Origin of the sequence: Mesorhizobium sp. M1A.F.Ca.IN.020.03.2.1, assembly GCF_004023205.1 — a bacterium.
Classification (GTDB): domain Bacteria; phylum Pseudomonadota; class Alphaproteobacteria; order Rhizobiales; family Rhizobiaceae; genus Mesorhizobium.
Map to the genome: position 1 here is coordinate 1 of NZ_RZSV01000069.1, position 25643 is coordinate 25643.

The window sequence follows — 25643 nt, forward strand, 5'->3', positions numbered from 1 at the left end:
GTCGGGACCGAACCCACCCTGGGTCTGCGCGCCCGGGACGACGCCGATCACCTGCACCCATCCGGCAACCACGCTCCACCCGGGCGCCTCCGCCGTCCTCAAGCTCGGCTTCAAGCCGGCCGGCGGCTGGCAGGGCAGCGTGCTGCGCAATTGCGCCGCCTATGACTACCAGGCGAGCGGCAAGCCGCTGTTCGGCAGCCAGCAGAACGATCGCGGCTGCGCCTCGATCCCGGTCTGCCGCCGTGGCGATCGCGATCCGCAATGCCAGCCTGCGGTCGAGAAGAAGGTCGACCTGCTGCTGAAGAAGCGCGCCCGCATGCCGGTCTGCACGCCGGACGGCATCTGCAGCTTCGTGATCGATATCATCAACAACGGCACCAGCACCTATCACGGGCCGCTGACCGTGATCGACACCTATCCGGGCGACGCGCCGACCTCCTCGGCCTTCGGGCCCAGCCCGCCATGGACCTGCTTGCCGAACGGCCCCGGCCAGTTCCGCTGCGACAATGCCGGCATCTCGCTGCCGCCGGGCGCCTCGACGCCCATCGTGGTCAAGGCGGTCATGCCGGCAAACTACCGGCCGGACACGGTCGAGAACTGCGCCGAGGTGAAGGCCATTGCCGGCGAGGTCGACCTCGCGAACAACAAGGCGTGCGCGACCGAGCGCATCCGCCGTCCGAATGGCGCCAAGCCCGGCCTGCGCATCACCAAGGCGTGCGAGAGCTCGCTGGCCGGTGCGTCTTCGGTATCCTGCCGCATCACCGTGACCAATGCCGGCACTGCTGCCCCCACCGGTCCGGTGCGGGTCAACGATGCCGCCACGCTGGTGTCGGGCGGCGCGCCGGTCGCTGTCCGGACCGTGACCCCGGACGGCGCCGACTGGAACTGCGGGCCAGTGCCCGCCAACATGCTGTCTTGCCAGATTGCCGGCGCCGTCATGACGCCCGGAACCAGCCGGCACTTCGACGTGACGGTCGGCGGCAATGACGCGTTCGAGAACTGCGCGCGCGGCTCTTTTGGGCCGGCGCCCCGCGACGACATCGTCTATCCGATCGGCCAGGCTTGCGCGAAAGGCGGTGGGGCCTCCACGATCCGCGTCGAGAAGACCGGCGACAGCGAATGCCAGCCAGGCGCGCCCTGCTCGTTCGAGATTACCATCACGAATGAGGGGCCGAATGCCTTCTCCGGTCCGGTCCGCATCGGCGATGCGGTCGGCATCGACGGTCTCGGCAGGCTGGAGGGTGTCAAGATCACCGCGATCGACCCGCCTTTCGGCTGCTCGCCGGAGCCGGCGACGCTGCCGGCGTCCTGCATCGCCAATCTGACGCTGGGCGCCGGCGAAAGCCATACGCGTCATGTCACAGTGGTCCTTCCCGACGACGCGCGCCTTGCCACTCTGCGGGGTACGGTCAGCGGACAGAACTGCGTCGGGGTGCTCTCGCCAAACACGCCGGTGCAGGGCGGCGGCGATGTGCTGTCGCGCGCCCCAGCCAACGCGCAAGGCGACCGCGGCAGGGCCTATGCATGCCACCCCTTCACAATCAAGCGTGAGGTCAAGAACCAGTGTTCGGGCGGCATGGTGCTCAACTCGGCCGGCCGCTGCGCCTGCCCGGACGGCACCACATTCCGCAACGGTCACTGCTCGTCCGGCGGCACCAAGCTTCTGCCGCTGCCAGTGCCGCAGCGCTGCGTCCTACTCAAGGGCCAGATCCGGACCGAGGACGGGCGCTGCGTCTGCCCGCGAGGCGCCGAGCTGGAAAACGGCAGATGCGTTCAGAGCGAGCAGCCGCAGGAGCCGCAGTGCACGCTGCGTCCCGGCCAGTACCGCGACCAGGACGGCAATTGCGTATGCCGGCGCGGCGAGCTGGTGAACGGCGTCTGCCGCGTCGCTCCACCGAAATGCACTATCCGCGGCGCCGTGCCGACACCGGATGGCTGCGCCTGTCCCAAGGACACGCATGTCGACCGCGCCGCCAAGGCTTGCGTGCCCGACAGGCAGCAGCCGCCCAGCCAGTGCCGCATTCGTGGCCAGGTGCGCAATGCCGATGGCGATTGCGTCTGCCCGAGGGGGACGGCGTTGAAGGGCAAAGCCTGCGTGCCGGTCAGGAAGCCGCAAGCATGCTCCATCCGCGGCCAGTTCCTCAACAAACGCGGCGTCTGCGTGTGTCCACGCGGCACCGAAGTGATCGAAGGTAGATGCGGCAGGTTCGAAGACGCTGTATGCGCGCCAGGCTCGGAGATGATCGATGGCATGTGCCAGCCGATCATCAGGCGGCGCTGCCCGGTCGGAACGGCCGGCCGGTATCCGGATTGCTTCCCGATCCGCAGGCGGCCAGGCTTGGAGATCGATCCGGACCTGCTGCTCAATCCGAATATCCTGCAGCAGTTGGTGCCAAGAAGCCAACCAAGGCTGCAGCGGAACCCGGCGACCGACAACCTTCAGTAGGGCAGCCCATCACTACCGCGCCCGCGAAACCGCCGGAAAAATCCAGCGGGTTCTCTCCTTCCCGCATCGCAGCTCGCGTTTTGCGTGCCCGTCGAGCGAAGCGGAAAACACGCTTCCCCTTGGCCGGACGATGGTCTAGGCAGACCCGCGTGCCAGCGCGCAGCACAGAGCGCCGATGAGGATGCCGGGAGAAGCCTTTCATGAGCAAGAAGACCCTGATTGCACCATCGGTGCTGGCGTCGGACTTTTCGAAGCTCGGCGACGAGGTCGAAGCGGTCGCGGCGGCCGGAGCCGATTGGATCCATCTCGACGTGATGGACGGCCATTTCGTGCCCAACATCACTTTCGGCCCACCGGTGATCAAGGCGATCCGCAACCGGACAAAAACCTTCTTCGACTGCCATCTCATGATCGCGCCTGCCGACCCCTACCTGGCGGCCTTTGCCGAGGCCGGCTGCGACGGCATAACGGTGCATGCCGAGGCCGGCCCGCATCTCGACCGTTCGGTGCAAACCATCAAAGGTCTCGGCAAGAAGGCCGGTGTCTCGCTCAACCCGGCGACGCCGGAAACGGCGATCGAATATGTGCTCGACCGGCTCGACCTCATCCTGATCATGACCGTCAATCCCGGCTTCGGCGGCCAGGCTTTCATCCCGGCGATCGTCGACAAGGTGCGAAAGGTCAAGGCGCTGATCGGCGAGCGCCCGATCCGCATCGAGGTCGACGGCGGCATCTCGCCGGAAACGGCGCCGCTGGTGACGGCCGCCGGCGCCGGCGTGCTGGTGGCCGGCGCGGCCATTTTCAAAGGCGGCACAGTAGAAACCTATCGGGCAAATATCGAAGCGATCCGCTCAGCCGCCGACAAGGCCGCCCGTTAAAGACGTCGACAGTGCGTTCCTAGCAAAGCCGCCTCGCTAACTAAGGGCTGTTCAGTATACCGAGTTATGTCAAGTCTCCCACTGACGTCAGCCTTTTTTCAAGTGGATTTTACTTTATTCGATAATTGACCCCGCCTTGTCTCAAAGTACGAATATCGCCATCATACGTTTTTAGGCGGCAGTGCTCGGCTGCAAGATACATCGTATGAAATTGCTTGGCCGAGGGACCCTGCAAAACAGGGGCCGGCAACAGGAGTCAAATTGTACGGGAACGCCGATACGGGCGAAGGCAAGGGTGCCAAGAGCACGCTGGCCAGTTCGGTCTACCATCAGCTCCGCGAGGACTTGCTGCGGGGAGCTTTGGAAGCCGAGGGCAAGCTGCGCGTCGAATGGGTCGTTTCCCGGTATGGCGCCGGCGCCTCGCCGGTGCGCGAGGCGCTGAACCGTCTGGCCGCCGAGGGATTGCTCGGCCGCCACGACCAGCGCGGCTTCTTCGTGATGCCGGTCAACGCGGCCGAGTTGGAGGAGCTCACCCGCACGCGGTGCTGGCTGGAAGAACGCGCATTACGCGAATCCATTGCGCACCGCACCGCGGAATGGGAAGAACAGCTGGTGCTCGCCCTGCACCGCCTGGCGCGCGCCGAACGCCGCCGGCCCGACGACCCGGCAACCAACAATCCGGAATGGGAGAAGCTGCACCGCGCCTTTCATCGGGCGCTGATCTGCGCCTGCCGCTCGCATTGGCTGATCGGCTTTTGCGACCAGCTTTCCGACCAGGCCTCCCGCTACCGGCTGATCTCGCAGCGCGGCCCCGGCTCCGAACGCGACGACTTCGGCGAGCACCGGACGATTGCCGAGCGGACCATGGACGGCGACGCCGACGGCGCGGTCGAGGCCTTGCTCAGTCACTACCGCCTGACGGCGGAGATGTGCATGGCGCAGCTCAGCCCAGGCGACGGTCCGCGGGCTCGCGCAGGCAAGGCCGCGCGCGGTCGCAAATAGCTGCCCATCGCTGACAAATCTGATATTCGCTCTGGCCGAGCTTTCGACGCCAGGGGACGACATGACCAATCACCTGTTCGACGCGTTTCGCGCCAGCATGCCGGCGCCTGGCCAAGTGCTGATGGAGACGGATGACGGGCGTTCGATTTCCTATGCCGACATGCTGGCGCGGTCCGCGCGGTTTGCGCACGCGCTGGTGGCCGCTGGTGTGCTGCCCGGCGATCGCGTCGCGGTGCAGGTGGAGAAGACCCCTGAAGCTTTGCTCCTCTATCTCGCCTGTCTGCGCGCCGGCGCCGTCTTCCTGCCGCTCAACACCGCCTATACGCTGCCGGAGCTCGACTATTTCTTCCGCGACGCGGAGCCGCGGCTGGTCGTGTGCGATCCGGAAAAGGTGAAGGATGTGCAACCGCTTGCCGCATCGGCGGGGGCGGCGACGCTGACGCTAGGCCGCGACGGACAGGGCACGCTTGCGGACCGTGCGGCGCTGCAGCCGGCGGATTTTGCGGATCTGGAGCGCGGCCCCGACGATCTTGCCGCCATCCTTTACACATCGGGCACGACGGGCCGCTCCAAGGGAGCCATGCTCAGCCACGAGAACCTCGCCTCCAACGCGCGCGTGCTGGTGGATTACTGGCGCTTCAGCAGCGATGATGTGCTCATCCACGCGCTGCCGATCTTCCACACGCACGGCCTGTTCGTCGCGACCAACGTCATCCTGATAGCCGGCGCAAAGATGCTGTTCGAGCAGAAGTTCGACCCGGCCCGTGTGATTTCGATTCTGCCGCGCGCGACCGCGCTGATGGGCGTGCCGACCTTCTATGTGCGGCTCCTGCAGCAGCAGGGCCTGACGAAGGAGGCGGCCAGCCGCATGCGGCTGTTCATCTCCGGTTCGGCGCCGTTGCTTAGCGAGACGCATAATGCCTGGCGCGAGCGCACCGGCCACGCCATCCTCGAACGCTACGGCATGACCGAAACCAACATGAACACCTCCAATCCCTATGACGGCGAACGGCGCGCTGGCACGGTCGGCTTTCCGCTGCCGGGTGTCGCGCTGCGCGTCGCCGACCCCGAAAGCGGCAAGCCGCTAGCCCAGGGCGAGATCGGCATGATCGAGGTGAAGGGCCCGAACGTCTTTGCCGGCTATTGGCGGATGCCAGAGAAAACCAAGGCCGAATTCCGCGACGACGGCTTCTTCATCACCGGCGACCTCGGCCTGATCGACACCGGCGGCTATGTCCACATCGTCGGCCGCGGCAAGGACCTGATCATCTCGGGCGGCTACAACGTCTATCCCAAGGAGATCGAGAGCGAGATCGACGCGCTTGCCGGCGTTGCCGAAAGCGCGGTGATCGGGGTTGCGCATCCCGACTTCGGCGAAGGCGTCACGGCGGTCGTGGTGCGCAAGCCGGGCTCGGCAATCAGCGCAGCCGATATCGCCGACGCCATTGCCGGGCGGCTGGCCAAATACAAGCATCCAAAGCAGGTGATCTTCGTCGACGAATTGCCGCGCAACACAATGGGCAAGGTGCAGAAGAACGTTTTGCGCGAGGCGTACAAGGATATCTACCAATCCAGACCGCAGAGCTAGGACTAGTGCAAACGCCCGGCAGCTTCGTCATTTTAGGGCGGAGCAAGGAGCGGAGCGACGCGGGAAGACCCTGGAAGCCAGGCCTTAACGCCAAAGCGTGCAACGATTACAGAATTCTGCACCGTTGCGCCCCACGGCAGAGGTCACGGCATGGATCCTCGGGTCAAGCCCGAGGATGACGAAGGAAGAGGCCTACGCCGCAAAAACCTTCTCGCCGCCGATCCAGACATTCTTGACGTCCAGGTCTTCCGACAGCCCGACAATGTCCGCTGCGGTGCCGTTGGCGAAGCGGCCGAGGCGATGCGCCTGGCCGATCGCTTCGGCGGGATAGAGCGAGGCCATGCGGAGCGCCTCGTCGAGATCGAGCCCGACCACGCGATGGACGAAGCGCACGGCGGAAATCATGTCTAGATCGGCGCCGGCCAGCGTGCCGTCGGCAAGCCTGAGACTCCCGTCCTTGCGGTAGATGGTACGGCCGTTGAGGGTGAAGGATGTCATGTCGGTGCCGATCGTCGCCATGGCGTCGGTGACCAAAAGGATCCTGCCCGGGCCTTTCTTGGCATTGAGTGCAAGCGTCATGGTGCCGGGATGGACATGGATTCCGTCCGCGATGATGCCAGCGTAGAAGCTGCCGGTGTCGATCGCCGCTCCGGCCAGTCCCGGCTCACGATTGCCGATCTGGCTCATGGCGTTGAAGAGATGGGTGACGACCGTGGCGCCGGCCTCGGCGAAGGCCGTTGCCGTGGCATAGCCGGTGTCGGAGTGGCCGAGGCTGACAACGATGCCGGCCGCGGCCAGCGCCGTGACCCGGGCCGGCTGGACCGATTCCGGTGCGACCGTGGTGAGCAGCACCGGCAAGCCCTGACGCGCCGCGACCAGCGCAGCCTGGTCAGCGTCCGTCATTGGCCGGATAAGAGCCGGATCATGCGCGCCCTTGCGCGCGACGGACAGATGCGGGCCTTCGAGATGCAGCCCAAGAAAAGCCGGCACCTTCTTCCGGGCGGCCTCGGCGCCGGCGTCGACCGCCGCGGCGGTGATCGCCGGCGTGTCGGTGATCAGCGTCGGCAGGAGGGCCGTGGTGCCGAAGGGCGCGTGCGCCCGGCAGATGGTCTCGATCGAGGCGACATCGGGATGGTCGTTGAGCATAACGCCGCCACCGCCATTGACCTGGATGTCGACGAAGCCGGGAACCAAGAGGCCGCCACCGGTCTCGGCACGGGAGACGCCTGACGGCACGGCGCCGGTGGGCAGAATGGCCTCGACCATGCCGTCCTTGACGACAAGGGCCGTATCGTCGTGCCAGTCGGCCCCGTCGAAGATACGGGCGCCGGTAAGGGCGAAACGGTCGCTCATACGGTTTCCGTCACCTTGCGCAGATTGCGTGGCGCATCCGGATCGAGGCCGCGATGGCGAGCGAAGGCCTCGACGAAGCCATAGAAGGACACGATCAGCGGCAGCGGATCGGTTAACGGATGGCCGGTTGCGACATACGGCAGCAGCCCGGCTGCCTTCGCATTATCGGAGGTGACGAAAGCGGCCGCGCCTTTGGCCGTCAAGCTGTCGGCCGCCTCGGTCACCGAAGGCTCCGACGCGTCCCGGGCAGCAAGCGCCAGGACCGGGAAGCCCGGCCCGACCAGCGCCAGCGGCCCATGCATGACCTCGGCGGCGCTATAGGCCTCGGCATGCATGGCGCAAGTTTCCTTGAATTTTAGCGCCGCCTCGCTGGCGATCGCGAAGGATGGGCCGCGGCCGAGGATGAACAGCGAGCGCGGCGTCTCGAGCGCCGTGGCGAGCGCCATCCAGTCGCAGGCGATCGCCTTGTCGAAATGCTCCGGCAGGCGGGCGAGCGCAGCAAGCAGCGCCTCATCGCCAGTGCTGTGCGCCATCAGCGCCAGGGCCGCGACGGCCGAATTGACGAAGGTCTTGGTGGCCGCGACGCTGCGCTCCGGGCCGGCGAGAATGTCGATGGCGTAATCCGAGGCGCGCGCCAGTGGCGAGTCGGCGGTGTTGGTGATGGCGACGGTGAGCGCGCCGCCGGTTCTCGCGGTTTCGGCCATAGCGACGATGTCGGGACTCTTGCCCGACTGCGAGATCGCCAGGCAAGCCGAGCCGCGCAGCCTCAGCTTCGCGCCATAGATGGAAGCGATCGACGGGCCGACGGAAGCGACGGCGAGGCCGGCCGTCAGCTCCACGGCATATTTCATGAAGGTGGCGGCATGGTCGGACGAGCCGCGCGCCACGGTGACGACGAAATGCGGATCGCGCTCGCGAAGGCCGCGGCCGGCCTCGGCCAGCACCTTGGCTGAGCCGTCCAGCAGGCGGGCGGTGGCCTGCGGGATCTCCTCGATCTCGCGCCGCATGTGGGTGGCGGTTGCGCTCATGGCCGGCTCTCCTCTCCCGGCCCGGTCAGCCGGAGTTCCGCGACGAAGTCATAGGCGTCGCCCCTGTAGATCGAGCGCGTGAACTCGATCACCTTGCCGCTCGCCAGATAGGAAATACGTTCGATGTGCAGGCCGGCAACCCCCGGCGGCACTTCGAGAAGGCGCGCGTCGCCGTCGCCGAGATTGGCGGCCGAAATGCGCTGCACGGCCCGCATCGGGCGGTTGCCGGTCAGTTCCAGCGCCGCGTAGAGCGAGGAGCCGATCGCTTCGGGGTCGGGAAGCACGCTCGCCGAAATCGCGGCGCGCTCGATCGCCAGCGGCGTGTCGTTGGCGATGCGCAGGCGCGCCACGCGCGCCACCAGCTCGCTCGACGACAGGCCGAGCACCATCATCTCGTCCGGCGAGGGCGCATAGAGGCCGCGGTCGAGCCAGGCCGAGCGCACGACCATGCCGCGGCGCGCCATATCCTCGGTGAAGGAGGTGAGCCGCGACAGCGACTGCTCGACACGTTCCATGCGCGGGGCGACAAAGGTGCCGGAGCCATGGCGCTGGACGAGGATGCCGCCCTTGACGAGATCCTGCACGGCCTTGCGCACAGTGACGCGCGAAATGTCGGCCTTGCTGGCTATATCGCGCTCTGAAGGCAGCGCGTCACCCGGCCCGATCAGGCCGCGATTGACCGCTTCCTCGATGCTTTTTCTCAGCTGCAGGTAAAGCGGCGCTCCGCTTTGCGAGGATTCTTTCAGCATAGCGAAGATCTGGTCGGCGGCGCTCATCGCGGCGCCTCCGGCAGCATGGCGAAGATCCGGTCGACGGCGCTCATCGGGCGCCTCCGGACTTGCCCGCGAAGATGCGCGCGGCCATCTGCACCGCGCCGCCGAGCGCGTCGTCAAGCGGGGCCTTCAGCAGCGCCTGATAGCGCCCCGACAGCCGCGGCGCGTAGAGCGGCGCCAGGCCGCCGAGCAGGCATAGCGGAGCATCGTCGGCGAGTTCGAGCGCGCCCAGCGAAGCCTCGACATCGGCAACCGCCTTATCGAGGATCCAATTGGCGACGAGATCGCCCTTTTCGGCATGCTCGAAGACTTTTGGGGCGAAACCGCCGAAGTCGCCGGGCTTGGCGTTGGTGGTGAACTCGACCACGTCCTCGGGATTGTTGCGGAAGACGGCAAGCATGGCATCCGTCAGCGGCGAGCCGGGGCGGATGCCGTCATAGGCAAGGAGCGTCTGCTCGAGCAGGTCGCGGCCGATACGGGCGCCGCTGCCCTGGTCGCCGACCTGGAAACCCCAGCCGCCGATGGCGCGCGACTTGCCCGCTTTGCGCGCCATATAGGCGGTGCCGGTGCCCAGGATCGCCATGGCGCCGTCGCCGGAGCCGACGGCGCCTTCGAGCGCGATCTCGGCATCGGTCTCGACGCGGCTTTTGCTGAACGGCAGGATCGCTTCCAGCTGCTGCCTGTAGGTGCCGACATTGGCTCCGGCGAGGCCGAGAATGGCAGGCGTCTCGGGGATCAGCTGCGGATCTTCACCGGCGGCCACGAAAGCTTGCCTTGCCGCCTCGACGATGTTTGCGCGCGCCCCGGTAAGGTCGGTGCGGATATTGGCCGCGCCGCTCTTGGCGCGGCCAACGACAGCGCCGTCGGCGGTCGCAAGGGCCGCCCTGCAGCTTGTGCCGCCGCCATCGATGCCAAGCACGAATTTCACGCGATTTTCTCCTCGTCGCGGATAATACCAATAAAATACCAATAGCCAAGCGTTAATTTAGGTTCAAAAAAGAATAAGGCGTATTTGATTGAAAAGACATGGAAATTTGTCCCCGACGCGCTCCGGAGCATGAAAACGCGATGAGAGATGTGGACAAGTGGTATTTTGTTGGTATTGTTCGATCAGTTGGAGGAAAGCGGATGGCCGAGACGCGCACGGAAGCGCTTCATCAGAACGCCGCGGGGCTGGATGTCCAGGCCCCGGACGCCATCCTTTCGTTCCTCGCCAATGCGCAAATCGAGGCCGCCAGGGCCGTGCACGGCGCCATTCCGGCCATTGCCGAGGCCGCCGAGCTTGTCGCCAGACAATTGAAGGGTGGAGGCAGGCTCGCCTACGCGGCAGCCGGCAGTTCCGGCCTGATGGCTGTCGCCGATGCGCTGGAACTTCCCGGCACATTCGGTATAGCGCGGGACCGCATCGCCATCCTGATCGCCGGCGGCGACGAGGCGTTCCGCACGCTTGCCGGCGGACCGGAAGACGATACCGAGGAAGCCGCGGCAGCCGTCGCGAATGCCAATATCGGCAAGGGCGACTGCCTGATCGCCATCTCGGCCAGCGGCTCGACGCCCTATGCCGTCCAGGCGATCGGCGATGCCCGGCGCCGGGGCGCGGCGACGATCGCGATCGCCAACAACAACGGCGCGACGCTGTTCGGCGAGGCCGACGTCGCCATCCTGCTCGAGACGCCGCCGGAGCTGATCGCCGGCTCGACGCGCATGGGCGCGGGAACAGCACAAAAGATCGCGCTCAACATGCTGTCGACGCTCGCTGCCGTCCATCTCGGCCATGTGCATGACGGCTACATGGTCAACTTTGCCGCCGACAACATCAAGCTGCGTGACCGCGCGGTGCGCATGGTGGCCGCCATCAGCGGACGCAGCCGCGAAGATGCGGCGCGCCTGCTCGAAGAGAGCGGTGGCGGCGTCAAGACTGCCATTCTGCTCGCCGCGGGTGCTGCCAATGCCGATGCGGCCGAGAAGATACTGGAAAAAACCGGCCAGAAGCTCAGGCCGGCGCTTTCCGCGATCGAGGGGAGCAAGGCGCGCTAGCCGCTGTTCTCATCAAAACCGAACCTGAAAAAGGTCAACAGGGAGACTGGACATGACGACCAAACTACTGACGGCACTTCTCATCGGCACGAGCATTCTCGGCACCACCGGGATGGCCCTCGCCGAAGACGTCACGCTCAACATCGAGAGCTGGCGCGGCGACGACCTGACCATCTGGAAGGACAAGCTGATCCCGGCCTTCGAAGCCAAGAACCCCGGCATCAAGGTGGTGTTCGCGCCCTCGGCGCCGACCGAGTATGACGCGGCACTCGGCGCCAAGCTCTCTGCCGGCTCGGCGGGCGACCTGATCACCTGCCGCCCCTTCGACAAGTCGCTTGAGCTGTTCAAGAAGGGCAACCTCGCCGACCTCTCGTCGCTGCCCGGCATGGACAACTTCTCTCCGGTCGCCAAGGCCGCCTGGCAGACCGACGACGGAAAGTCGAGCTTCTGCGTGCCGATGGCTTCGGTCATCCACGGCTTCATCTACAACAAGGACGCCTTCGACAAGCTCGGCCTCAAGGTGCCGACGACGAATGAAGAGTTCTACGCCGTGCTCGACAAGATCAAGGCGGACGGCACCTATATCCCGATGGCGATGGGCACGAAGGACCTTTGGGAAGCCGCGACCATGGGCTACCAGAACATCGGCCCGAACTACTGGAAGGGCGAGGAAGGCCGTCAGGCGCTGATCAAGGGCGAGCAGAAGCTGACCGATCCGCAGTGGGTTGAACCCTACAAGGAACTGGCCAAGTGGAAGCCCTATCTCGGCGACGGTTTCGAGGCGCAGACCTATCCGGACAGCCAGAACCTGTTCACGCTCGGCCGCGCCGCCATCTACCCGGCTGGCTCCTGGGAGATCGGCCTGTTCAACACCCAGGCGCAGTTCAAGATGGGCGCCTTCCCGCCGCCCGTGCAGAAGGCCGGTGACACCTGCTACATCTCCGACCACACCGATATCGGCATGGGCCTGAACGCAGCCTCGAAGCACCCGGAAGAAGCCAAGAAGTTCCTGTCCTGGGTCGCTTCGCCGGACTTCGCCAACATCTACGCCAATGCGTTGCCGGGCTTCTTCAGCCTGAACAACACCCCGGTGAAGATGGAGGACCCGCTGGCACAGGAATTCGTCTCCTGGCGCGGCAAGTGCAAGTCGACGATCCGCTCGACCTACCAGATCCTGTCGCGCGGCACGCCAAACCTCGAGAACGAGACCTGGGTCGAATCGGCCAACGTGATCAACGGCACCGACACGCCGGAAGCCGCGGCCAAGAAGCTGCAGGACGGCCTCGACAGCTGGTACAAGCCGGCGAAGTAAGACTTTAGCCATTCGAACCGGCCGGGCAGCTGCCCGGCCGGCCTTCGGACAGATTTAATAGCGATTGTCGGCGCCGCCTCTCGGTCTTACCCTCACCCTTGCGGGAAGACGAAGCCGCACTGTCGCTGGCCTTGTTCCCTCGCATCATGGGGACAGTCAAGCCGCCGTGCATCGAGGCATCAGCCAAGCACCATCGACCTGGAACCGAGAGACGGCGGGGACCGAACTCATGGCCGCACAAACACGACCCAAGAAACCGATCCGCTGGCATATCGGCGTCTTCCTGGCGCCGGCGGTGCTGGTCTACACGGCAGTCATGATCCTGCCGCTGTTCGGCACCCTGCAGCTTTCTCTGTTCCGCAACATCAACCAGGCGCAAGTGTTCGTCGGGTTCGACAATTTCCACAAGCTGTTCGGCGATCCCAACTGGTCGGTGAATTTCTGGAATGCGCTCAGGAACAATGTCTGGTTCTTCATCATCCACATGCTGGTGCAGAATCCGATCGGCATCCTCTTGGCGGCGCTGCTGTCCAGCCCGAGACTGCGGTTTGCCGCCTTCTATCGCACCGCGATCTTCGTGCCGACGATCCTGTCCTTCGTCATCGTCGGCTTCGCCTGGAAGCTGATCCTGTCGCCGATCTGGGGCGTGGCGCCGCACCTGCTCGACTTCGTTGGGCTGAAGAGCCTGTTCACGCCGTGGCTCGGCAAAGAGCAATATGCGCTCACCGCGCTCAGCCTCGTCTCGGTCTGGCAGTTCGTCGGCATCCCGATGATGCTGATCTATGCAGCACTTCTGTCGATCCCGGACGAGGTGATCGAGGCCGCCGAATGCGACGGCGTCACCGGTATGGCGCAGTTCTGGAAGATCAAGCTGCCGCTGATCCTGCCTTCGATCGGCATCATCTCGATCCTGACCTTCGTGGGCAATTTCAACGCTTTCGACCTGATCTACACCGCGCAAGGGGCGCTCGCCGGTCCGAATTATTCGACCGACATCCTCGGCACCTTCCTCTACCGCGCCTTCTTCGGTTTCCAGCTGCAGGTCGGCGATCCCAACATGGGTGCCGCGATCGCCACGATCATGTTCCTGATCATCCTCGCCGGCGTCTGCGTCTACCTGTTCCTCGTCCAGACGCGCCTGCGTCGCTATCAGTTCTGAGGCGCGCCATGAGCACCGCAACACATTCGCTTCCCCGGACCATCGGCGCCCATGCCGTCCTTTTGACCTACACGGTGATCGCGCTGTTCCCGGTGATCCTGGTCATCATGAACTCGTTCAAGTCGCGCGCCGGTATTTTTGGCGCGCCGCTGACGCCGCCGACGCCCAAAACTTTCGACCTGATCGGCTACACCACCGTGTTCGGCCAGGGCGACTTTCTGCATTATTTCCAGAACAGCCTCGTCGTAACGGTCGCCTCGCTGTTCTTCGTGCTTCTGTTCGGCGCCATGGCCGCTTTCGCACTGTCGGAATACCGCTTCCGCGGCAACACGATGATGGGGCTCTATCTCGCGCTCGGCATCATGATCCCGATCCGCCTCGGCACCGTCGCCATCCTGCAGCTGATGGTGGCGAGCGGGCTGGTCAACACGCTGACGGCGCTGATCCTGGTCTACACGGCGCAAGGCCTGCCGCTCGCGATCTTCATTCTGTCGGAGTTCATGAAGCAGGTGTCCGACGACCTGAAGAACGCCGGCAGGATCGACGGGCTGTCGGAGTACACGATCTTCTTCCGGCTGGTGCTGCCGCTGGTGCGCCCGTCGATGGCGACGGTCGCCGTCTTCACCATGATCCCGATCTGGAACGACCTGTGGTTCCCGCTGATCCTGGCGCCGTCGGAAGAGACCAAGACGGTGACGCTCGGCGCGCAGCTCTTCCTCGGCCAGTTCGTCACCAACTGGAACGCGATCCTGGCGGCGCTCTCGCTGGCGATCCTGCCGGTGCTGATCCTCTACGTCATCTTCTCGCGGCAGCTGATCCGCGGCATCACGTCAGGAGCCGTCAAGTGAGTGCAGAACAGCCTCTTCGCGTCGTCGTCGCCGGCCTTGGCAATATGGGCCGCAGCCATGCGCTGGCCTATCACACCAATCCGAGCTTCGAGATCGCCGCGCTCGTCAACCGTTCCGAGGTGCCGCTGCCGGATGGGCTCGCGGGCTATGGCATCAGGCGCTCCTTCGAGGACGTGCTGCGCGACGAGAAACCGGACGTCGCCGCCATCGCTACTTATTCCGACAGCCACGCCGACTATGCGGTGCGGGCGTTCGAGGCCGGCTGCCATGTCTTCGTCGAGAAGCCGCTGGCGACCACGGTGGCGGACGCCAGGCGCGTCGTCGATGCCGCCAAGGCCAACGGCAGGAAGCTGGTGATCGGCTATATCCTGCGCCACCATCCGTCCTGGATGCGGCTGATCGCCGAGGCGCGCAAGCTCGGCGGGCCATATGTGTTCCGCATGAACCTCAACCAGCAGTCCTCCGGCCACAGCTGGGAAACGCACAAGCAGCTGATGCGGACCACCTCGCCGATCGTCGATTGCGGCGTGCATTATCTCGACGTGATGCTGCAGATCACCGACGCCAGTCCGGTCGAGGTGCGCGGCATGGGCGTGCGGCTCAGCGATGAAGTGGCGCCCTCGATGTATAATTACGGCCAACTGCAGGTGCTGTTCGAAGACGGCTCGGTCGGCTGGTACGAGGCCGGCTGGGGACCGATGGTTTCGGAGACCGCCTTCTTCGTGAAGGACGTGATGTCGCCCAAAGGCTCTGTGTCGATCGTCATGAAGGAGGGCGTTAAGTCCGACGACATCGACACACACACCAAGACGTCGACCATCCGCCTGCACAGCGCCGCGACCGGGCCGGACGGAAAGTTCATCAAAGAGGACGAACTGCTGTCGATGGAAGGCGAGCCGGGGCACCAGGAACTCTGCGATCTTGAACAAGCCTTCCTGCTCAAGGCCATCCGCGAGGACATCGACCTGACCCGCCACATGGAGGACGCGGTGAAGTCGCTCGCCGTCTGCCTCGCCGCCGACCAGAGCGTGCGCACCGGCGCGCCAATCAAACTCTAGAACAAGGACGAAGCCGTGGGCTCGCTGAACATCGAGAACGTGAAGAAGGCATTCGGGCCGGTCGAGGTGCTGAAGGGCATCGACCTCGAGGTCAATGACGGCGAATTCGTCGTCTTCGTCGGCCCGTCCGGCTGCGGAAAGTCGACGCTGCTGCGCGTGATCGCAGGGCTAGAGGATTCGACCTCCGGGCGGGTGGTGATCGACGGCGACGACGTCTCCGTCACGCCGCCCGCAAAACGCGGCATCGCCATGGTGTTCCAGACCTACGCGCTCTATCCGCATCTGACGGTGAAGAACAATATGGGGCTCGGCCTGAAACAGGCCGGCACGCCTTCGGCCGAGATCGAGCGCCGCATCAAGATAGCTTCCGCGATGCTGTCGCTCGAGCCCTATCTCGAGCGGCGGCCGGCGGAGCTGTCGGGCGGGCAGCGCCAGCGCGTCGCGATCGGCCGCGCCGTGGTGCGCGAGCCGAAGCTGTTCCTGTTCGACGAGCCGCTGTCCAATCTCGACGCGGCGCTGCGCGTCAACACCAGGCTGGAGATCGCGCAGCTGCACCGGCGGCTAAAGGCAACGATGATCTACGTCACGCACGACCAGGTCGAAGCGATGACGCTGGCCGACAAGATCGTCGTGCTCAATGCCGGCCGCATCGAGCAGATCGGCAGCCCGATGGAGCTCTACAATGCGCCGGCCAATGAATTCGTCGCCGGCTTCATCGGCTCGCCGAAGATGAATTTCATCGACGGCGCCAAGCTTGGCGAGACGGCGAAGACCGTCGGCGTGCGCCCGGAACATCTGACGGTCGATGCAAAATCCGGCGCCTGGAAAGGCACGGTGGTGCATGCCGAGCATCTCGGCGCCGACACCAATCTCTATCTCGACTGCGAGAAGGCCGGGCTGCTCACCGTGCGGATCTTCGGCGTCTACAATGCCGAACCGGGCGCGACGCTCTATGCAACGCCGGATCCGGCGAAGACGTATCGGTTCGGGGCAGATGGAAGGGTGTTGAAGTAGCGCCGGCCTCCCCTTCTCCCCTTGCGGGAGAAGGTGGATCGGGGGCGCAGCGCCGAGACGGATGAGGGGTGCTCCAGCGGAGTGCGACGCTTACTTCTGCAACGCAGAGATCGTTCCAACACCCCTCATCCGGCCGCTTCGCGGCCACCTTCTCCCACAAGGGGAGAAGGCGAGGTCTGCGCTTACTCGTCCGCCTTGAAGGTCTGCTTCTGCTGGCCCATGCCCTCGATGCCGAGCTCGACGACGTCGCCGGCCTTCAGGAACACCGGCGGCTTCATGCCCAGCCCGACGCCGGGCGGCGTTCCGGTGGAGATGATGTCGCCGGGATGCAGCGACATGAACTGGCTGAGATAGGAAACCAGATACTTCACGCCGTAGACCATCGTCTTGGTCGAGCCGTTCTGCATGGTCTTGCCGTTGACCGTCAGCCACATTTTGAGGTTCTGCGGGTCGGCGATCTCGTCCGTGGTCACCAGCCAGGGGCCGATCGGGCCAAACGTGTCGCAGGACTTGCCCTTGGTCCACTGGCCTTGGCGCTCGGCCTGGAAGGCTCGCTCGGAAACGTCGTGCGCGACGCAATAGCCGGCAACATAATCCAGCGCGTCGTCCTCGCTGACATACTTCGCCGTCTTGCCGATGACGACGCCGAGCTCGACCTCCCAGTCGGTCTTGACCGAGCCGCGCGGGATGAGCACGTCGTCATCCGGCCCGACGATAGCCGAACTCGCCTTCATGAAGATGATCGGCTCCGGCGGCACGGTGGCGCCGGTCTCGGCAGCGTGGTCGGAATAGTTGAGGCCGATGCAGATGAATTTCCCCGTGCCGGCCACGCAGGCTCCGATGCGTGGGCTACCGGAAACAGCCGGCAGCGATTTCGGATCGAGCTTCGACAGCATCTCCAGCGAAGCCGGATGCAGCGCCGTGCCGGCGATGTCGGCGACATAGGCCGAAAGGTCGCGGATCGTGCCATCCTGATCGAGCAGGCCGGGACGCTCGCTTCCCATCTCGCCATAGCGCAGCAACTTCATCTTTTCTCTCCACCTTGCGGCCAAAGACCGATTTGCAAAACTTTCCGCCACGACCTCATGCGAAAATCGGGCGGACCCTAGCCATCAGCCTGGTACCCCGCAAGCGCGGACTCCACGCAGTAGGTCGGCAGGCTGGATTTTTCAGACTTTTCGATGCTTCCGATGAACGCGTAGCCCCGATCCGATCTTCCTGTTCGCCCACTAGCACTGCGAACCGCCCCCAATTTTCGAAACGGGCGTCAGATCGACCAGCCGCCATCAATATTGTAGGCCTGCCCCGAAGTGTAGGTGGCGCCCGCCAGATAGACGGCGAGATCGGCGATTTCTTCCGGCGTGCCCAGCCTTCCCATCGGCTGGCGGGCGATGAAGGCGGCGCGCGCCGCCTCATAATCGCCCTGCGCATGCATGCGGTCCTGCAGCGACGGGCTCTCGACCGTGCCCGGACAGATGGCGTTGCAGCGGATGCCCTTAGCCACATAGTCGGCGGCGACCGCCTTGGTCAGGCCGATGACCGCGGCCTTGGTCAGACCGTAGACGAAACGGTTCGGCACGCCCTTCTGCGAACTCGCCAGCGATGCCATGTTGATGATCGAGCCGTCGCCGCGCTCCAGCATGCCGGGCAGCACGGCGCGGATGGTGCGGATCATAGAGCGGACATTGAGATTCAGGGCGAAGTCGAGATCGGCATCCGTCATTTCGAGGATCGAGCCCGAATGGACGAAGCCGGCGCAATTGAACAGAACATCGACCGGGCCGATCTCGGCGAAGGCCGATGTCACGGCTGCGTCATCGAGCACGTCGAGTTTGCGGGTTTTTATGCCGGAAGTCTTGCCGAGTTCGGCCAAAAGCTGCTCGTTGATGTCGGTGGCATGAACGGTGGCGCCGGCCTTGGTGAAAGCCAGCGCGCTCGCCCGCCCAATGCCTTGCGCCGCCGCGGTGATGACGACCACTTTGCCTGCCAGATCCGCCATGCTTCCCTCCGGTGTCGCAAGCTTTCTTAGTGGCGGCCAGACGGGATGCAATGTGCCAGGCGAGCCTGACCGCTATTCCGCAGGCCAATTGTTTTTTCTGGTTAAAGAACACATGCCGATGCGTCAAGCCTGGAAGCCTGCGGCAAACGCGCCGAATTTGCGGCGCGAGTGTCGTCAAACCAGACCCGGTCTGGAACGCGCTTAGTCGCCGTAAGGCACCCAAACGTTCTTGACCTCGATGGCGCGGCGCAGGACGGCCTCGCCAGCCGCCTCGCTCGATGTCCAGTCGAGGCTGCGGCCATTGCCGGTCCAGACGCGCTTGAGGTTGCCGATGGAATCGGCCTCCGCCTTGGCGCAGGTGTCGGCATCGGCAAACACCCAGAGCCCATCGACGTCGTCGTGCTTGGCCAGAACGCCGCAGAGCTCGGCGCTGCGGCCGGTGACGATATTGATGGCGCCGGCCGGAATGTCGGAATATTCGATGATCTGGTAGAGATCCGTGGCTAAAAGCGGGTGACGCTCGGACGGCACGGCCACCACGGCGTTGCCCATGGCGAGCGCCGGCGCCACCAGCGAGACGAAGTTGAGGAGCGGCTGATTGTCCGGCGCAACGATGCCGACGACGCCGACAGGCTCGTGCAGCGCAAGCGTCACGGCGCGGGCCGGCGGCTGGTGGACGCGGCCCTCGAACTTGTCGGTGAGGCCGGCATAGAGGAACAGCCGCTCGATGGACTGCTCAACCTCCTCGCGCGCTGCCTTCGCCGTCACGCCGGCGAGTTGGACAAGGCGTGCAGCGAACTCATCGGCACGGCCCGAAAGGTTTTCCGCGAAGTAGTAGAGCACCTGGCTGCGGTTGAAGGCCGTCGCGTCCGGCCAGGCCTTGCAGGCGCGCGCGGCGGCGACCGCGTCGCGGATATCCTTGCGGTTGCCAAGGCCGACTTCGCCGGCAAGCTTGCCCTTGGCGGTGGCGACGGTCAGCGAGTAGTTGCCGTCCGGACGCACCTGCTTGCCACCGATGAACAGCTTTGCCGTGCGGTCGATGGCCATACCGTCAGCCTGCTCGACGACCTGCGCCGAGCCGACTGCGGCCGGCTTGATGGCGGGGCCGACCGGCAGCTTGGCGGCAAGATATTCGAACATCCCTTCCCGTCCGCCTTCGCGACCGAAGCCGCTTTCGCGATAGCCGCCGAAGCCGCAGGCCGCATCGAACATGTTGGTGCCGTTGACCCAGACGACGCCCGCCTTCAATTGCGGCGCGACATGCAAAGCGAGATTGACGTTCTCGCTCCACACCGAAGCGGCAAGACCGTAACGCGTGTTGTTGGCTAGCTCGATCGCCTCCTCGGTGTTACGGAAGCTCATCGTCGCCAGCACCGGCCCGAACACCTCCTCCTGCGCCAGGATATTAGCCGGCGAAACAGAGGTGGCGAGCGTCGGCAAGTGATAGTAGCCCGTCGTCGGCAAGGCAGCGTCCGGCTGCCAGCAAGCGGCGCCCTGCCTGGCGCCCTCGGCGATCAGGCCCTTGACGCGGTCGAGCTGCGTGCGGTCGACCAGCGGCCCGATGTCGGTGTTCTTGTCGAGCGGGCTGCCGACGCGCAGGCGGCTCATCCTGACCTTGACCTTGGCGATGAAGGCCTCCGCGATGCCTTCCTGCACCAGGAGCCGCGAGCCGGCGCAGCAGACCTGGCCCTGGTTGAACCAAATGCCGTCGACCAGTCCCTCGACGGCGCTGTCGAGGTCGGCATCCTCGAAAACGACGAAGGCCGATTTGCCGCCGAGCTCCAGCGACAGCTTCTTGCCCGATCCGGCGGTTGCCTTGCGGATGATCTTGCCGACCTCGGAGGAACCGGTGAAGGCGATCTTCTGCACGCCCGGATGGTTGACGATGGCGGCACCCGCCTCCGGTCCGCCCTGAACGATGTTGACGACGCCTTTCGGCACGCCGGCGCGCTCACAGATCTCGGCGAACAGTATGGCGGTGAGCGGCGTGAATTCGGCCGGCTTCAGCACCACCGTACAGCCGGCCGCGAGCGCGGGCGCGATCTTCCAGGCCAGCATCAGCAGCGGGAAGTTCCACGGAATGACCTGGCCGACGACGCCGACCGGCTTGTGGCCGGGAAAATCCTTCTCGAGCGTCTGCGACCAGCCGGCATGATGGATGAAGTGGCGGATCGCCAGCGGCACGTCGATGTCGCGGCTCTCGCGGATCGGCTTGCCGTTGTCGATCGATTCCAACACCGCGAACAGGCGCTGATGGCGCTGCATGGCGCGGCCGATGGCATAGAGCACTTTGGCTCTGGCGTAGCCCGAGGATGCCGACCATTTCGGCAGCGCCTTTGCGGCCGCCGCAACCGCGGCGTCGATGTCGCCGGCGCCGGCATCCGAGATCTTCGCCAGCAGCTTGCCGGAGGACGGCTCGCTGGTATCGAAAGTCTTGCCGCTTGCCGCCGCCTTCCAGGCGCCGTCGATGAACAGCGCCCTGGAAAAATCGCGGCCGGCGAGCCAGGCGTCGGCCTCGTTGCGGGCTTCCGGCGCCGGGCCGTACTCCATGGCGCGATAACGTTCTAGGATGTTCATGGGGTCGCTCCTTTACCCTTCCCCGTGTGGGGAGGGTCGATCGGCGAAGCCGATCGGGGTGGGGGTAAATGTCTAATGGTTTGGTGCATGGATCAGGCAGATTTGTTTTTCGACCCCCACCCCGCCGCTTCGCGGCGACCCTCCCCGCAAGGGGGAGGGGGGTGGCTCACGCCATCGCGTGGCGATGGTTGGCCGAATAGTGGCCGGTCAAATGATGTTCGAGCTGGCGCTCGATGTCGGTGAGCAGGCTGGAGGCGCCGAAGCGGAACAGCTGCGGCTCGAGCCAGGGCCGGCCAAGCTCTTCCTTCATCAGCACCAGCCAGTCGAGCGAGACCTTCGCGGTGGAAATGCCGCCCGCCGGCTTGAAGCCGATCAGATAGCCGGTCTCCTCGAAATAGGCGCGGATGGCGCGCACCATCGCAAGCCCGACGGGAAGCGTGGCGTTGACGCTTTCCTTGCCGGTCGAGGTTTTTATGAAATCGGCGCCCGCCATCATCGCCACCATCGAAGCCAGCATGACGTTGCGCAGGGTGGCGAGATCGCCCGTGCCTAGGATGACCTTGAGATGGGCTTCGCCGCAGGCGGCGCGCATGGCGACGATCTCGTTGAACAGTTCGCGCCATTTGGCGCCGTAAACCAGCCCGCGCGGGATGACGACGTCGATCTCGTCGGCCCCGTCCTTCACCGAGGCCTCGATCTCCTGCAGGCGGGTCGAGAGCGGCGCAAGGCCGTGCGGGAACGCTGTGGAGACGGCCGCGACATGGATGCCTGTGCCACGCACCGCATCCACGGCCGTGGCCACGAAGGGATGGTAAACACAAACCGCCGCGGGGCGGATCGATTCGTCGGCGATGCCGAGGCCCTCGACGATGTCCCGGCGCAGCGGATTGATCGCTTTGGCGCAGAGCCGGCGCACACGCTCGTCGGTGTCGTTGGAATTCAGCGTGGTCAGGTCCATGCAGGCGATCGCGCGCAGCAGCCAGGCGGCCTGGTTGTCGGCCTTGATCGAGCGCCGCTTGGTGAGGGTGGCGACGCGGCGCTCCAGCGCCGAGCGGTTGACGCTGCGCACCGATTCGAGGAAGCCGAGGTCCAGCTTCATGCCAGGATTGCGGGCAATGCCGTGCTCCAGCGGCATCGGCGTGTTGGCGGCGGCACGCGCCGGCAGCGGCATGATCTTGGACGCGCCTGAGCCGGCCTCGCGGATGGTGCTGCTCATCTCCTGCCCTTTCATTCAGCGACGTGCACTGAAGATAGCCCGCGAAGTTGTCCTTCACGAGTCCTTCAGTGGCTCATAGCGGAAAAAGGCGGCAAAAGCAGTAGGTTTTTGACCGCATGGTCAAAACACTGGGAGACGCGCCTCAGCCGACGAAGGCGCGCTCGACGACGAAGCTGGCGGGATGGCTGAGCGAGCCCTCCTGGAAGCCGAGGCTTTCGGCGAGCTCCTTGACGTCCTTCAGCATGTGCATCGAGCCGCAGATCATGATGCGGTCGGTCTCGGGATTGAGCTTGTCGATGCCGAGGTCGGAGTAAAACTTGCCCGAGCCGATCAGGGCCGTGATCCGGCCCATGCGCGCCGACTCCTCGCGGGTCGTCGAATTGTAGAGCGTGACACGCCCGCCGGTCAGCTCGCCGATCAGCGGATCGGTCTCGAGCGCAGCCACCAGTTCCTGGCCGTAGGTGAGCTCGGCGTTGTCGCGGCAGGTGTGGGTGAGGATCACCTGATCGAACTTCTCATAGGTGTCGGGGTCGCGCAGCAGGCTGGCGAAAGGCGCGATGCCGGTGCCGGTCGAGATCATGAACACGCGCTTTGCAGGCGTCAGCGCGTCGAGCACCAGCGTGCCGGTCGACTTCTGGCGCATGATGACGGTGTCGCCGACCTCTATCTTCTGCAACTCGGAGGTCAGAGGACCGTCCGGGACCTTGATCGAGAAGAATTCGAGCTCGTCGTCCCAGGCGGGGCTGGCAACGGAATAGGCGCGGAAGATCGGCTTCTCGGCATTGGGCAGACCGATCATGACGAACTCGCCGGAGCGGAAGCGCAGCGACTGCGGGCGGGTGATGCGGAACGAGAACAGGCGGTCGGTGTAATGCTTCACCGATACCACGGTCTCGGCATAGACATTGGTCGGGATCGGGAACTGCAGCGGCTTTGCACCGGCGAGGTTCAACGCGGATGTCGTGTTCATCAAACCCAACTTTCCGGCGCGGACGCGGGGCGCTGGCGCCAAACTTTCTCCTGCGCGCCCGAACGGTCAGGTTCCGACGTGCTCTCTGCACACTGCCAAGCGGTAAGCTCTTGTGTCCGGAATTTATTAGTATACAAATGATCTTCAGGTCAAGATGGCAGCGTAAAACGGCTTTCCAAACCGAGGCATATCCGTAGTCCTGGCATTTCGGGTTTCGGCAATGAATGAGAAATTTTCGGCGTCGGCGGGAAGCGTGGTTGCCGGCATCGATGTCGGGGGAACTTTCACCGATCTGCTCCTGATCGACGGCAAGGCCGGCGGCAAGGTGCACATCGCCAAGACCCCGACGACGGTAGAAAATCAGGCCTTTGGCGTGGTCGCCGCACTTGGCGCGACCGGCTTTCCGGTCGAGGGCATCGACCTCATCGTGCACGGCACGACGACCACCACAAACGCCGTGCTGGAGCGCCGGCTGGCCAGGACCGGCATGATCACGACGCGCGGCTTCCGCGACGTGATCGAGCTTGGACGGCGCACGCGGCCGCAAGCCTATGGCATGACGGGCACCTTCGTGCCGGTCATTCCGCGCGATCTGCGGCTCGAAGTTTCGGAGCGCGTCGAGGCGTCCGGCGCGGTTCGCCTGCCGCTCGACGCGGCCGAAATGCGCGATGCCGTGAAAAAGCTGCTCGACGCCGGCTGCGAGTCGCTCGTAATCCATTTCCTGCATTCCTACGCCAACCCCTCGCACGAGCGGCGCGCGGCCGAAATCGCGGCGGAGCTCTGGCCGAACGGCCACATCACGACCGGCCATGCGCTGCTTTCGGAGGCGCGCGAATTCGAACGCGGCGTGACGGCGGCGGTCAACGCCTCGGTGCAGCCGATCCTGGAGCGCTATGTCGAGCGGCTGCGCAAGGAGCTCGCGGCGAAAGGCTATGCGCGCGACTTCCTGATCATGAACGGCAATGGCGGCATGATCTCGGCCCGCTTCGTCACGCAGGAATCGGCAAAGACCGTCATGTCCGGTCCGGCTTCCGGCGTCATCGCCGCCGCTTACACGGGAAAGCGTGCCGGCTTCGCCAACTTGGTGACCTACGATATGGGCGGCACCTCGACCGACGTGGCGCTGATCCGCAACGCCGAGCCCGCGGTCTCGAACGAGATCGAGATCGAATATGCGATGCCGATCCATGTGCCGATGGTGGCGGTGCACACCGTCGGCGCCGGCGGCGGCTCGATCGCGCGCGTCGACGCCGCCGGCCTGATCCAGATCGGTCCGGAAAGCGCCGGTGCCAATCCCGGCCCGATCTGCTACGGGCGCGGCGGCACGGAACCCACCATCACGGATGCCAATCTGGTGCTCGGGCGGCTGGCGCCGAAGAAGCTGCTTGCGGTCGACAATCCGGTCACTGTCGAGCGCGTCACCGCAATCTTCGAGGACAGAATCGGCAGGCACACGGGCCTTTCCGGCGTCGAGGCGGCCGGTGCCATCTTGAGGCTCGGCAACATGAAGATGGCGGGCGCCATCCGCATGGTTTCGGTGTCGCGCGGCCACGACCCGCGCGATTTCGCGCTGTTCGCCTTCGGCGGCGCCGGGCCGCTGCACGCGACGGCGCTGGCCCGCGAACTCGGCCTGCCGAAAGTGGTGGTGCCGGCACGCCCGGGTATCACCAACGCGCTCGGCTGCGTCGTCGCCGACCTCAGGCACGACTTCGTCAATACGGTCAACCAGCCGGTAGCGAGCCTCGACGAAGCAAAGCTTCGCGAGTTGTTGGAACGGCACCGAAACGAAGGCGAGTCGCTGATCGGCAAGGAAGCAGTGAAGCCCGATGCAATCCGCGTCACCCACTCCGCCGACATGCAATTCGTCGGCCAGACGCACATCATCAACGTGCCGCTGCCGTCATCCTCGGTTTCACGGGCGACGCTGCAGCAGCTGTTCGAAAAAGCCTATTTCGCGCGTTTCAAGGTCGAACTGCCGGAGATCCGCGCCAATCTCGTCAACCTCAACACCTCGGTGACGGGTGTGCGGCCGCAGATCGACCTGTCTCAGCTGATCGACCCGGCAGGACGCGCGGCGACGCTGGAGGAGGCGCGGCGCGAGATCCGGCCGGTCTGGTACAGCGGGCGCTGGCACGAGACGCCGGTCTATGCGCGCGAAAGGCTGCCGCTCGACGCAACAATCGAGGGACCGGCGATCCTCGAGCAGATGGACGCCACCACCGTGCTTGAACCCGGCGATCATGCGCGTTCGGACGCCGACGGCAACATCATCATCGACATCGGCGAGGCCTGACAATGGCAGTCGAAGGGGCAAAGCTCGACACGATCACGCTTTCGGTGCTGCAGGCCGCCCTGCAGCAAGTTTGCGACGAGATGGATTTGACG

The 25643-nt window shown here is 65.1% G+C and carries 19 protein-coding genes and 1 pseudogene; 11 read left to right on the forward strand and 9 right to left on the reverse strand.

Features of this window, described 5'->3' with window-relative positions; genetic code table 11:
* The 4 genes and pseudogenes from EOA79_RS13680 to EOA79_RS13695 form a co-directional block, all read left to right on the forward strand.
* Positions 1-2446, forward strand: a pseudogene (locus tag EOA79_RS13680) (hypothetical protein); the annotation flags it as partial.
* Positions 2447-2646: 200 nt separating this feature from the next.
* The gene (gene rpe, locus EOA79_RS13685) at positions 2647-3324 is read left to right on the forward strand and encodes a ribulose-phosphate 3-epimerase (protein ID WP_095799132.1); all 678 of its coding nucleotides are present in this window, start codon (positions 2647-2649) and stop codon (positions 3322-3324) included.
* 261 nt (positions 3325-3585) lie between these two features.
* Entirely contained in the window at positions 3586-4326 is a 741-nt protein-coding gene (locus EOA79_RS13690) for a GntR family transcriptional regulator (protein ID WP_095824391.1), read from the forward strand.
* Between the two features lie 61 nt (positions 4327-4387).
* Positions 4388-5914, forward strand: a complete 1527-nt coding sequence (locus EOA79_RS13695; protein WP_095824392.1) for a malonyl-CoA synthase — start codon at positions 4388-4390, stop codon at positions 5912-5914.
* A 192-nt stretch (positions 5915-6106) separates the two neighbouring features.
* Here EOA79_RS13695 and nagA read toward each other — a convergent pair whose 3' ends face one another.
* Genes nagA through EOA79_RS13715 form a run of 4 tightly spaced genes read right to left on the reverse strand, consistent with a single transcriptional unit; the run spans position 6107 to position 9996 of the window.
* Positions 6107-7267: an N-acetylglucosamine-6-phosphate deacetylase gene (gene nagA, locus EOA79_RS13700; protein WP_095824393.1), complete on the reverse strand. Its 1161-nt coding sequence runs from the start codon at positions 7265-7267 to the stop codon at positions 6107-6109.
* Complete coding sequence (locus EOA79_RS13705) at positions 7264-8295, reverse strand: SIS domain-containing protein (RefSeq protein ID WP_095824394.1); 1032 nt, start codon at positions 8293-8295, stop codon at positions 7264-7266. Before EOA79_RS13705 ends, nagA begins: the two co-directional genes overlap by 4 nt.
* Positions 8292-9071 (reverse strand): GntR family transcriptional regulator, encoded by a 780-nt coding sequence (locus EOA79_RS13710; protein WP_095799128.1) that lies wholly within the window; start codon positions 9069-9071, stop codon positions 8292-8294. The genes EOA79_RS13705 and EOA79_RS13710 overlap by 4 nt, the downstream gene beginning before the upstream one ends.
* Positions 9072-9114: 43 nt before the next feature.
* Positions 9115-9996 carry an N-acetylglucosamine kinase gene (locus EOA79_RS13715; protein WP_095824395.1) on the reverse strand — a complete coding sequence of 294 codons (882 nt, stop codon included), beginning with the start codon at positions 9994-9996 and terminating at the stop codon, positions 9115-9117.
* A gap of 200 nt (positions 9997-10196) precedes the next feature.
* Here EOA79_RS13715 and EOA79_RS13720 point away from each other — a divergent pair, with 200 nt between their 5' ends.
* The 6 genes from EOA79_RS13720 (at position 10197) to EOA79_RS13745 (ending at position 16496) form a co-directional block, all read left to right on the forward strand.
* Entirely contained in the window at positions 10197-11105 is a 909-nt protein-coding gene (locus EOA79_RS13720; RefSeq protein ID WP_095824396.1) for an N-acetylmuramic acid 6-phosphate etherase, read from the forward strand.
* 52 nt (positions 11106-11157) lie between these two features.
* A complete protein-coding gene (locus EOA79_RS13725) occupies positions 11158-12417 on the forward strand; it encodes an ABC transporter substrate-binding protein (RefSeq protein ID WP_067324040.1) in 1260 nt (419 codons plus the stop codon).
* A gap of 229 nt (positions 12418-12646) precedes the next feature.
* Entirely contained in the window at positions 12647-13576 is a 930-nt protein-coding gene (locus EOA79_RS13730) for a sugar ABC transporter permease (RefSeq protein ID WP_095799125.1), read from the forward strand.
* Positions 13577-13584: 8 nt separating this feature from the next.
* Positions 13585-14424, forward strand: a complete 840-nt coding sequence (locus tag EOA79_RS13735; RefSeq protein WP_066996124.1) for a carbohydrate ABC transporter permease — start codon at positions 13585-13587, stop codon at positions 14422-14424.
* The gene (locus tag EOA79_RS13740; protein ID WP_095824397.1) at positions 14421-15482 is read left to right on the forward strand and encodes a Gfo/Idh/MocA family oxidoreductase; all 1062 of its coding nucleotides are present in this window, start codon (positions 14421-14423) and stop codon (positions 15480-15482) included. The genes EOA79_RS13735 and EOA79_RS13740 overlap by 4 nt, the downstream gene beginning before the upstream one ends.
* A gap of 15 nt (positions 15483-15497) precedes the next feature.
* Positions 15498-16496, forward strand: coding sequence for an ABC transporter ATP-binding protein (locus EOA79_RS13745; RefSeq protein WP_066996130.1), 999 nt, complete (start codon positions 15498-15500; stop codon positions 16494-16496).
* 182 nt (positions 16497-16678) lie between these two features.
* Here EOA79_RS13745 and EOA79_RS13750 read toward each other — a convergent pair whose 3' ends face one another.
* The 5 genes from EOA79_RS13750 to EOA79_RS13770 form a co-directional block, all read right to left on the reverse strand.
* A complete protein-coding gene (locus EOA79_RS13750) occupies positions 16679-17524 on the reverse strand; it encodes a fumarylacetoacetate hydrolase family protein (RefSeq protein WP_095799123.1) in 846 nt (281 codons plus the stop codon).
* 239 nt (positions 17525-17763) lie between these two features.
* Entirely contained in the window at positions 17764-18495 is a 732-nt protein-coding gene (locus EOA79_RS13755; protein WP_095825570.1) for an SDR family oxidoreductase, read from the reverse strand.
* 201 nt (positions 18496-18696) lie between these two features.
* Complete coding sequence (locus EOA79_RS13760) at positions 18697-21072, reverse strand: aldehyde dehydrogenase family protein (protein WP_127335643.1); 2376 nt, start codon at positions 21070-21072, stop codon at positions 18697-18699.
* Positions 21073-21238: 166 nt separating this feature from the next.
* Positions 21239-22288, reverse strand: coding sequence for a deoxyribose-phosphate aldolase (gene deoC, locus EOA79_RS13765; protein WP_095825594.1), 1050 nt, complete (start codon positions 22286-22288; stop codon positions 21239-21241).
* A gap of 142 nt (positions 22289-22430) precedes the next feature.
* Positions 22431-23258, reverse strand: a complete 828-nt coding sequence (locus tag EOA79_RS13770) for a ferredoxin--NADP reductase (protein ID WP_095825593.1) — start codon at positions 23256-23258, stop codon at positions 22431-22433.
* Positions 23259-23478: 220 nt separating this feature from the next.
* On the opposite strand from EOA79_RS13770, the gene EOA79_RS13775 reads away from it, so the two are divergent.
* On the forward strand, positions 23479-25551 hold the full coding sequence (locus EOA79_RS13775; protein ID WP_095825568.1) for a hydantoinase/oxoprolinase family protein: 2073 nt from the start codon (positions 23479-23481) through the stop codon (positions 25549-25551).
* The last annotated feature ends 92 nt before the right edge of the window (positions 25552-25643 follow it).

What these genes read in the sequence shown, in the direction of transcription:
- EOA79_RS13695 (WP_095824392.1), top strand. Translation starts at nt 4,388, where the DNA reads ATGACCAATCACCTGTTCGACGCGTTTCGCGCCAGCATGCCGGCGCCT.
- EOA79_RS13735 (WP_066996124.1), top strand. Translation starts at nt 13,585, where the DNA reads ATGAGCACCGCAACACATTCGCTTCCCCGGACCATCGGCGCCCATGCC.
- deoC (WP_095825594.1), bottom strand. Translation starts at nt 22,288, where the DNA reads ATGAGCAGCACCATCCGCGAGGCCGGCTCAGGCGCGTCCAAGATCATG.
- nagA (WP_095824393.1), bottom strand. Translation starts at nt 7,267, where the DNA reads ATGAGCGACCGTTTCGCCCTTACCGGCGCCCGTATCTTCGACGGGGCC.
- rpe (WP_095799132.1), top strand. Translation starts at nt 2,647, where the DNA reads ATGAGCAAGAAGACCCTGATTGCACCATCGGTGCTGGCGTCGGACTTT.
- EOA79_RS13730 (WP_095799125.1), top strand. Translation starts at nt 12,647, where the DNA reads ATGGCCGCACAAACACGACCCAAGAAACCGATCCGCTGGCATATCGGC.
- EOA79_RS13775 (WP_095825568.1), top strand. Translation starts at nt 23,479, where the DNA reads ATGAATGAGAAATTTTCGGCGTCGGCGGGAAGCGTGGTTGCCGGCATC.
- EOA79_RS13770 (WP_095825593.1), bottom strand. Translation starts at nt 23,258, where the DNA reads ATGAACACGACATCCGCGTTGAACCTCGCCGGTGCAAAGCCGCTGCAG.
- EOA79_RS13755 (WP_095825570.1), bottom strand. Translation starts at nt 18,495, where the DNA reads ATGGCGGATCTGGCAGGCAAAGTGGTCGTCATCACCGCGGCGGCGCAA.
- EOA79_RS13710 (WP_095799128.1), bottom strand. Translation starts at nt 9,071, where the DNA reads ATGAGCGCCGCCGACCAGATCTTCGCTATGCTGAAAGAATCCTCGCAA.
- EOA79_RS13750 (WP_095799123.1), bottom strand. Translation starts at nt 17,524, where the DNA reads ATGAAGTTGCTGCGCTATGGCGAGATGGGAAGCGAGCGTCCCGGCCTG.
- EOA79_RS13725 (WP_067324040.1), top strand. Translation starts at nt 11,158, where the DNA reads ATGACGACCAAACTACTGACGGCACTTCTCATCGGCACGAGCATTCTC.
- EOA79_RS13705 (WP_095824394.1), bottom strand. Translation starts at nt 8,295, where the DNA reads ATGAGCGCAACCGCCACCCACATGCGGCGCGAGATCGAGGAGATCCCG.
- EOA79_RS13760 (WP_127335643.1), bottom strand. Translation starts at nt 21,072, where the DNA reads ATGAACATCCTAGAACGTTATCGCGCCATGGAGTACGGCCCGGCGCCG.
- EOA79_RS13720 (WP_095824396.1), top strand. Translation starts at nt 10,197, where the DNA reads ATGGCCGAGACGCGCACGGAAGCGCTTCATCAGAACGCCGCGGGGCTG.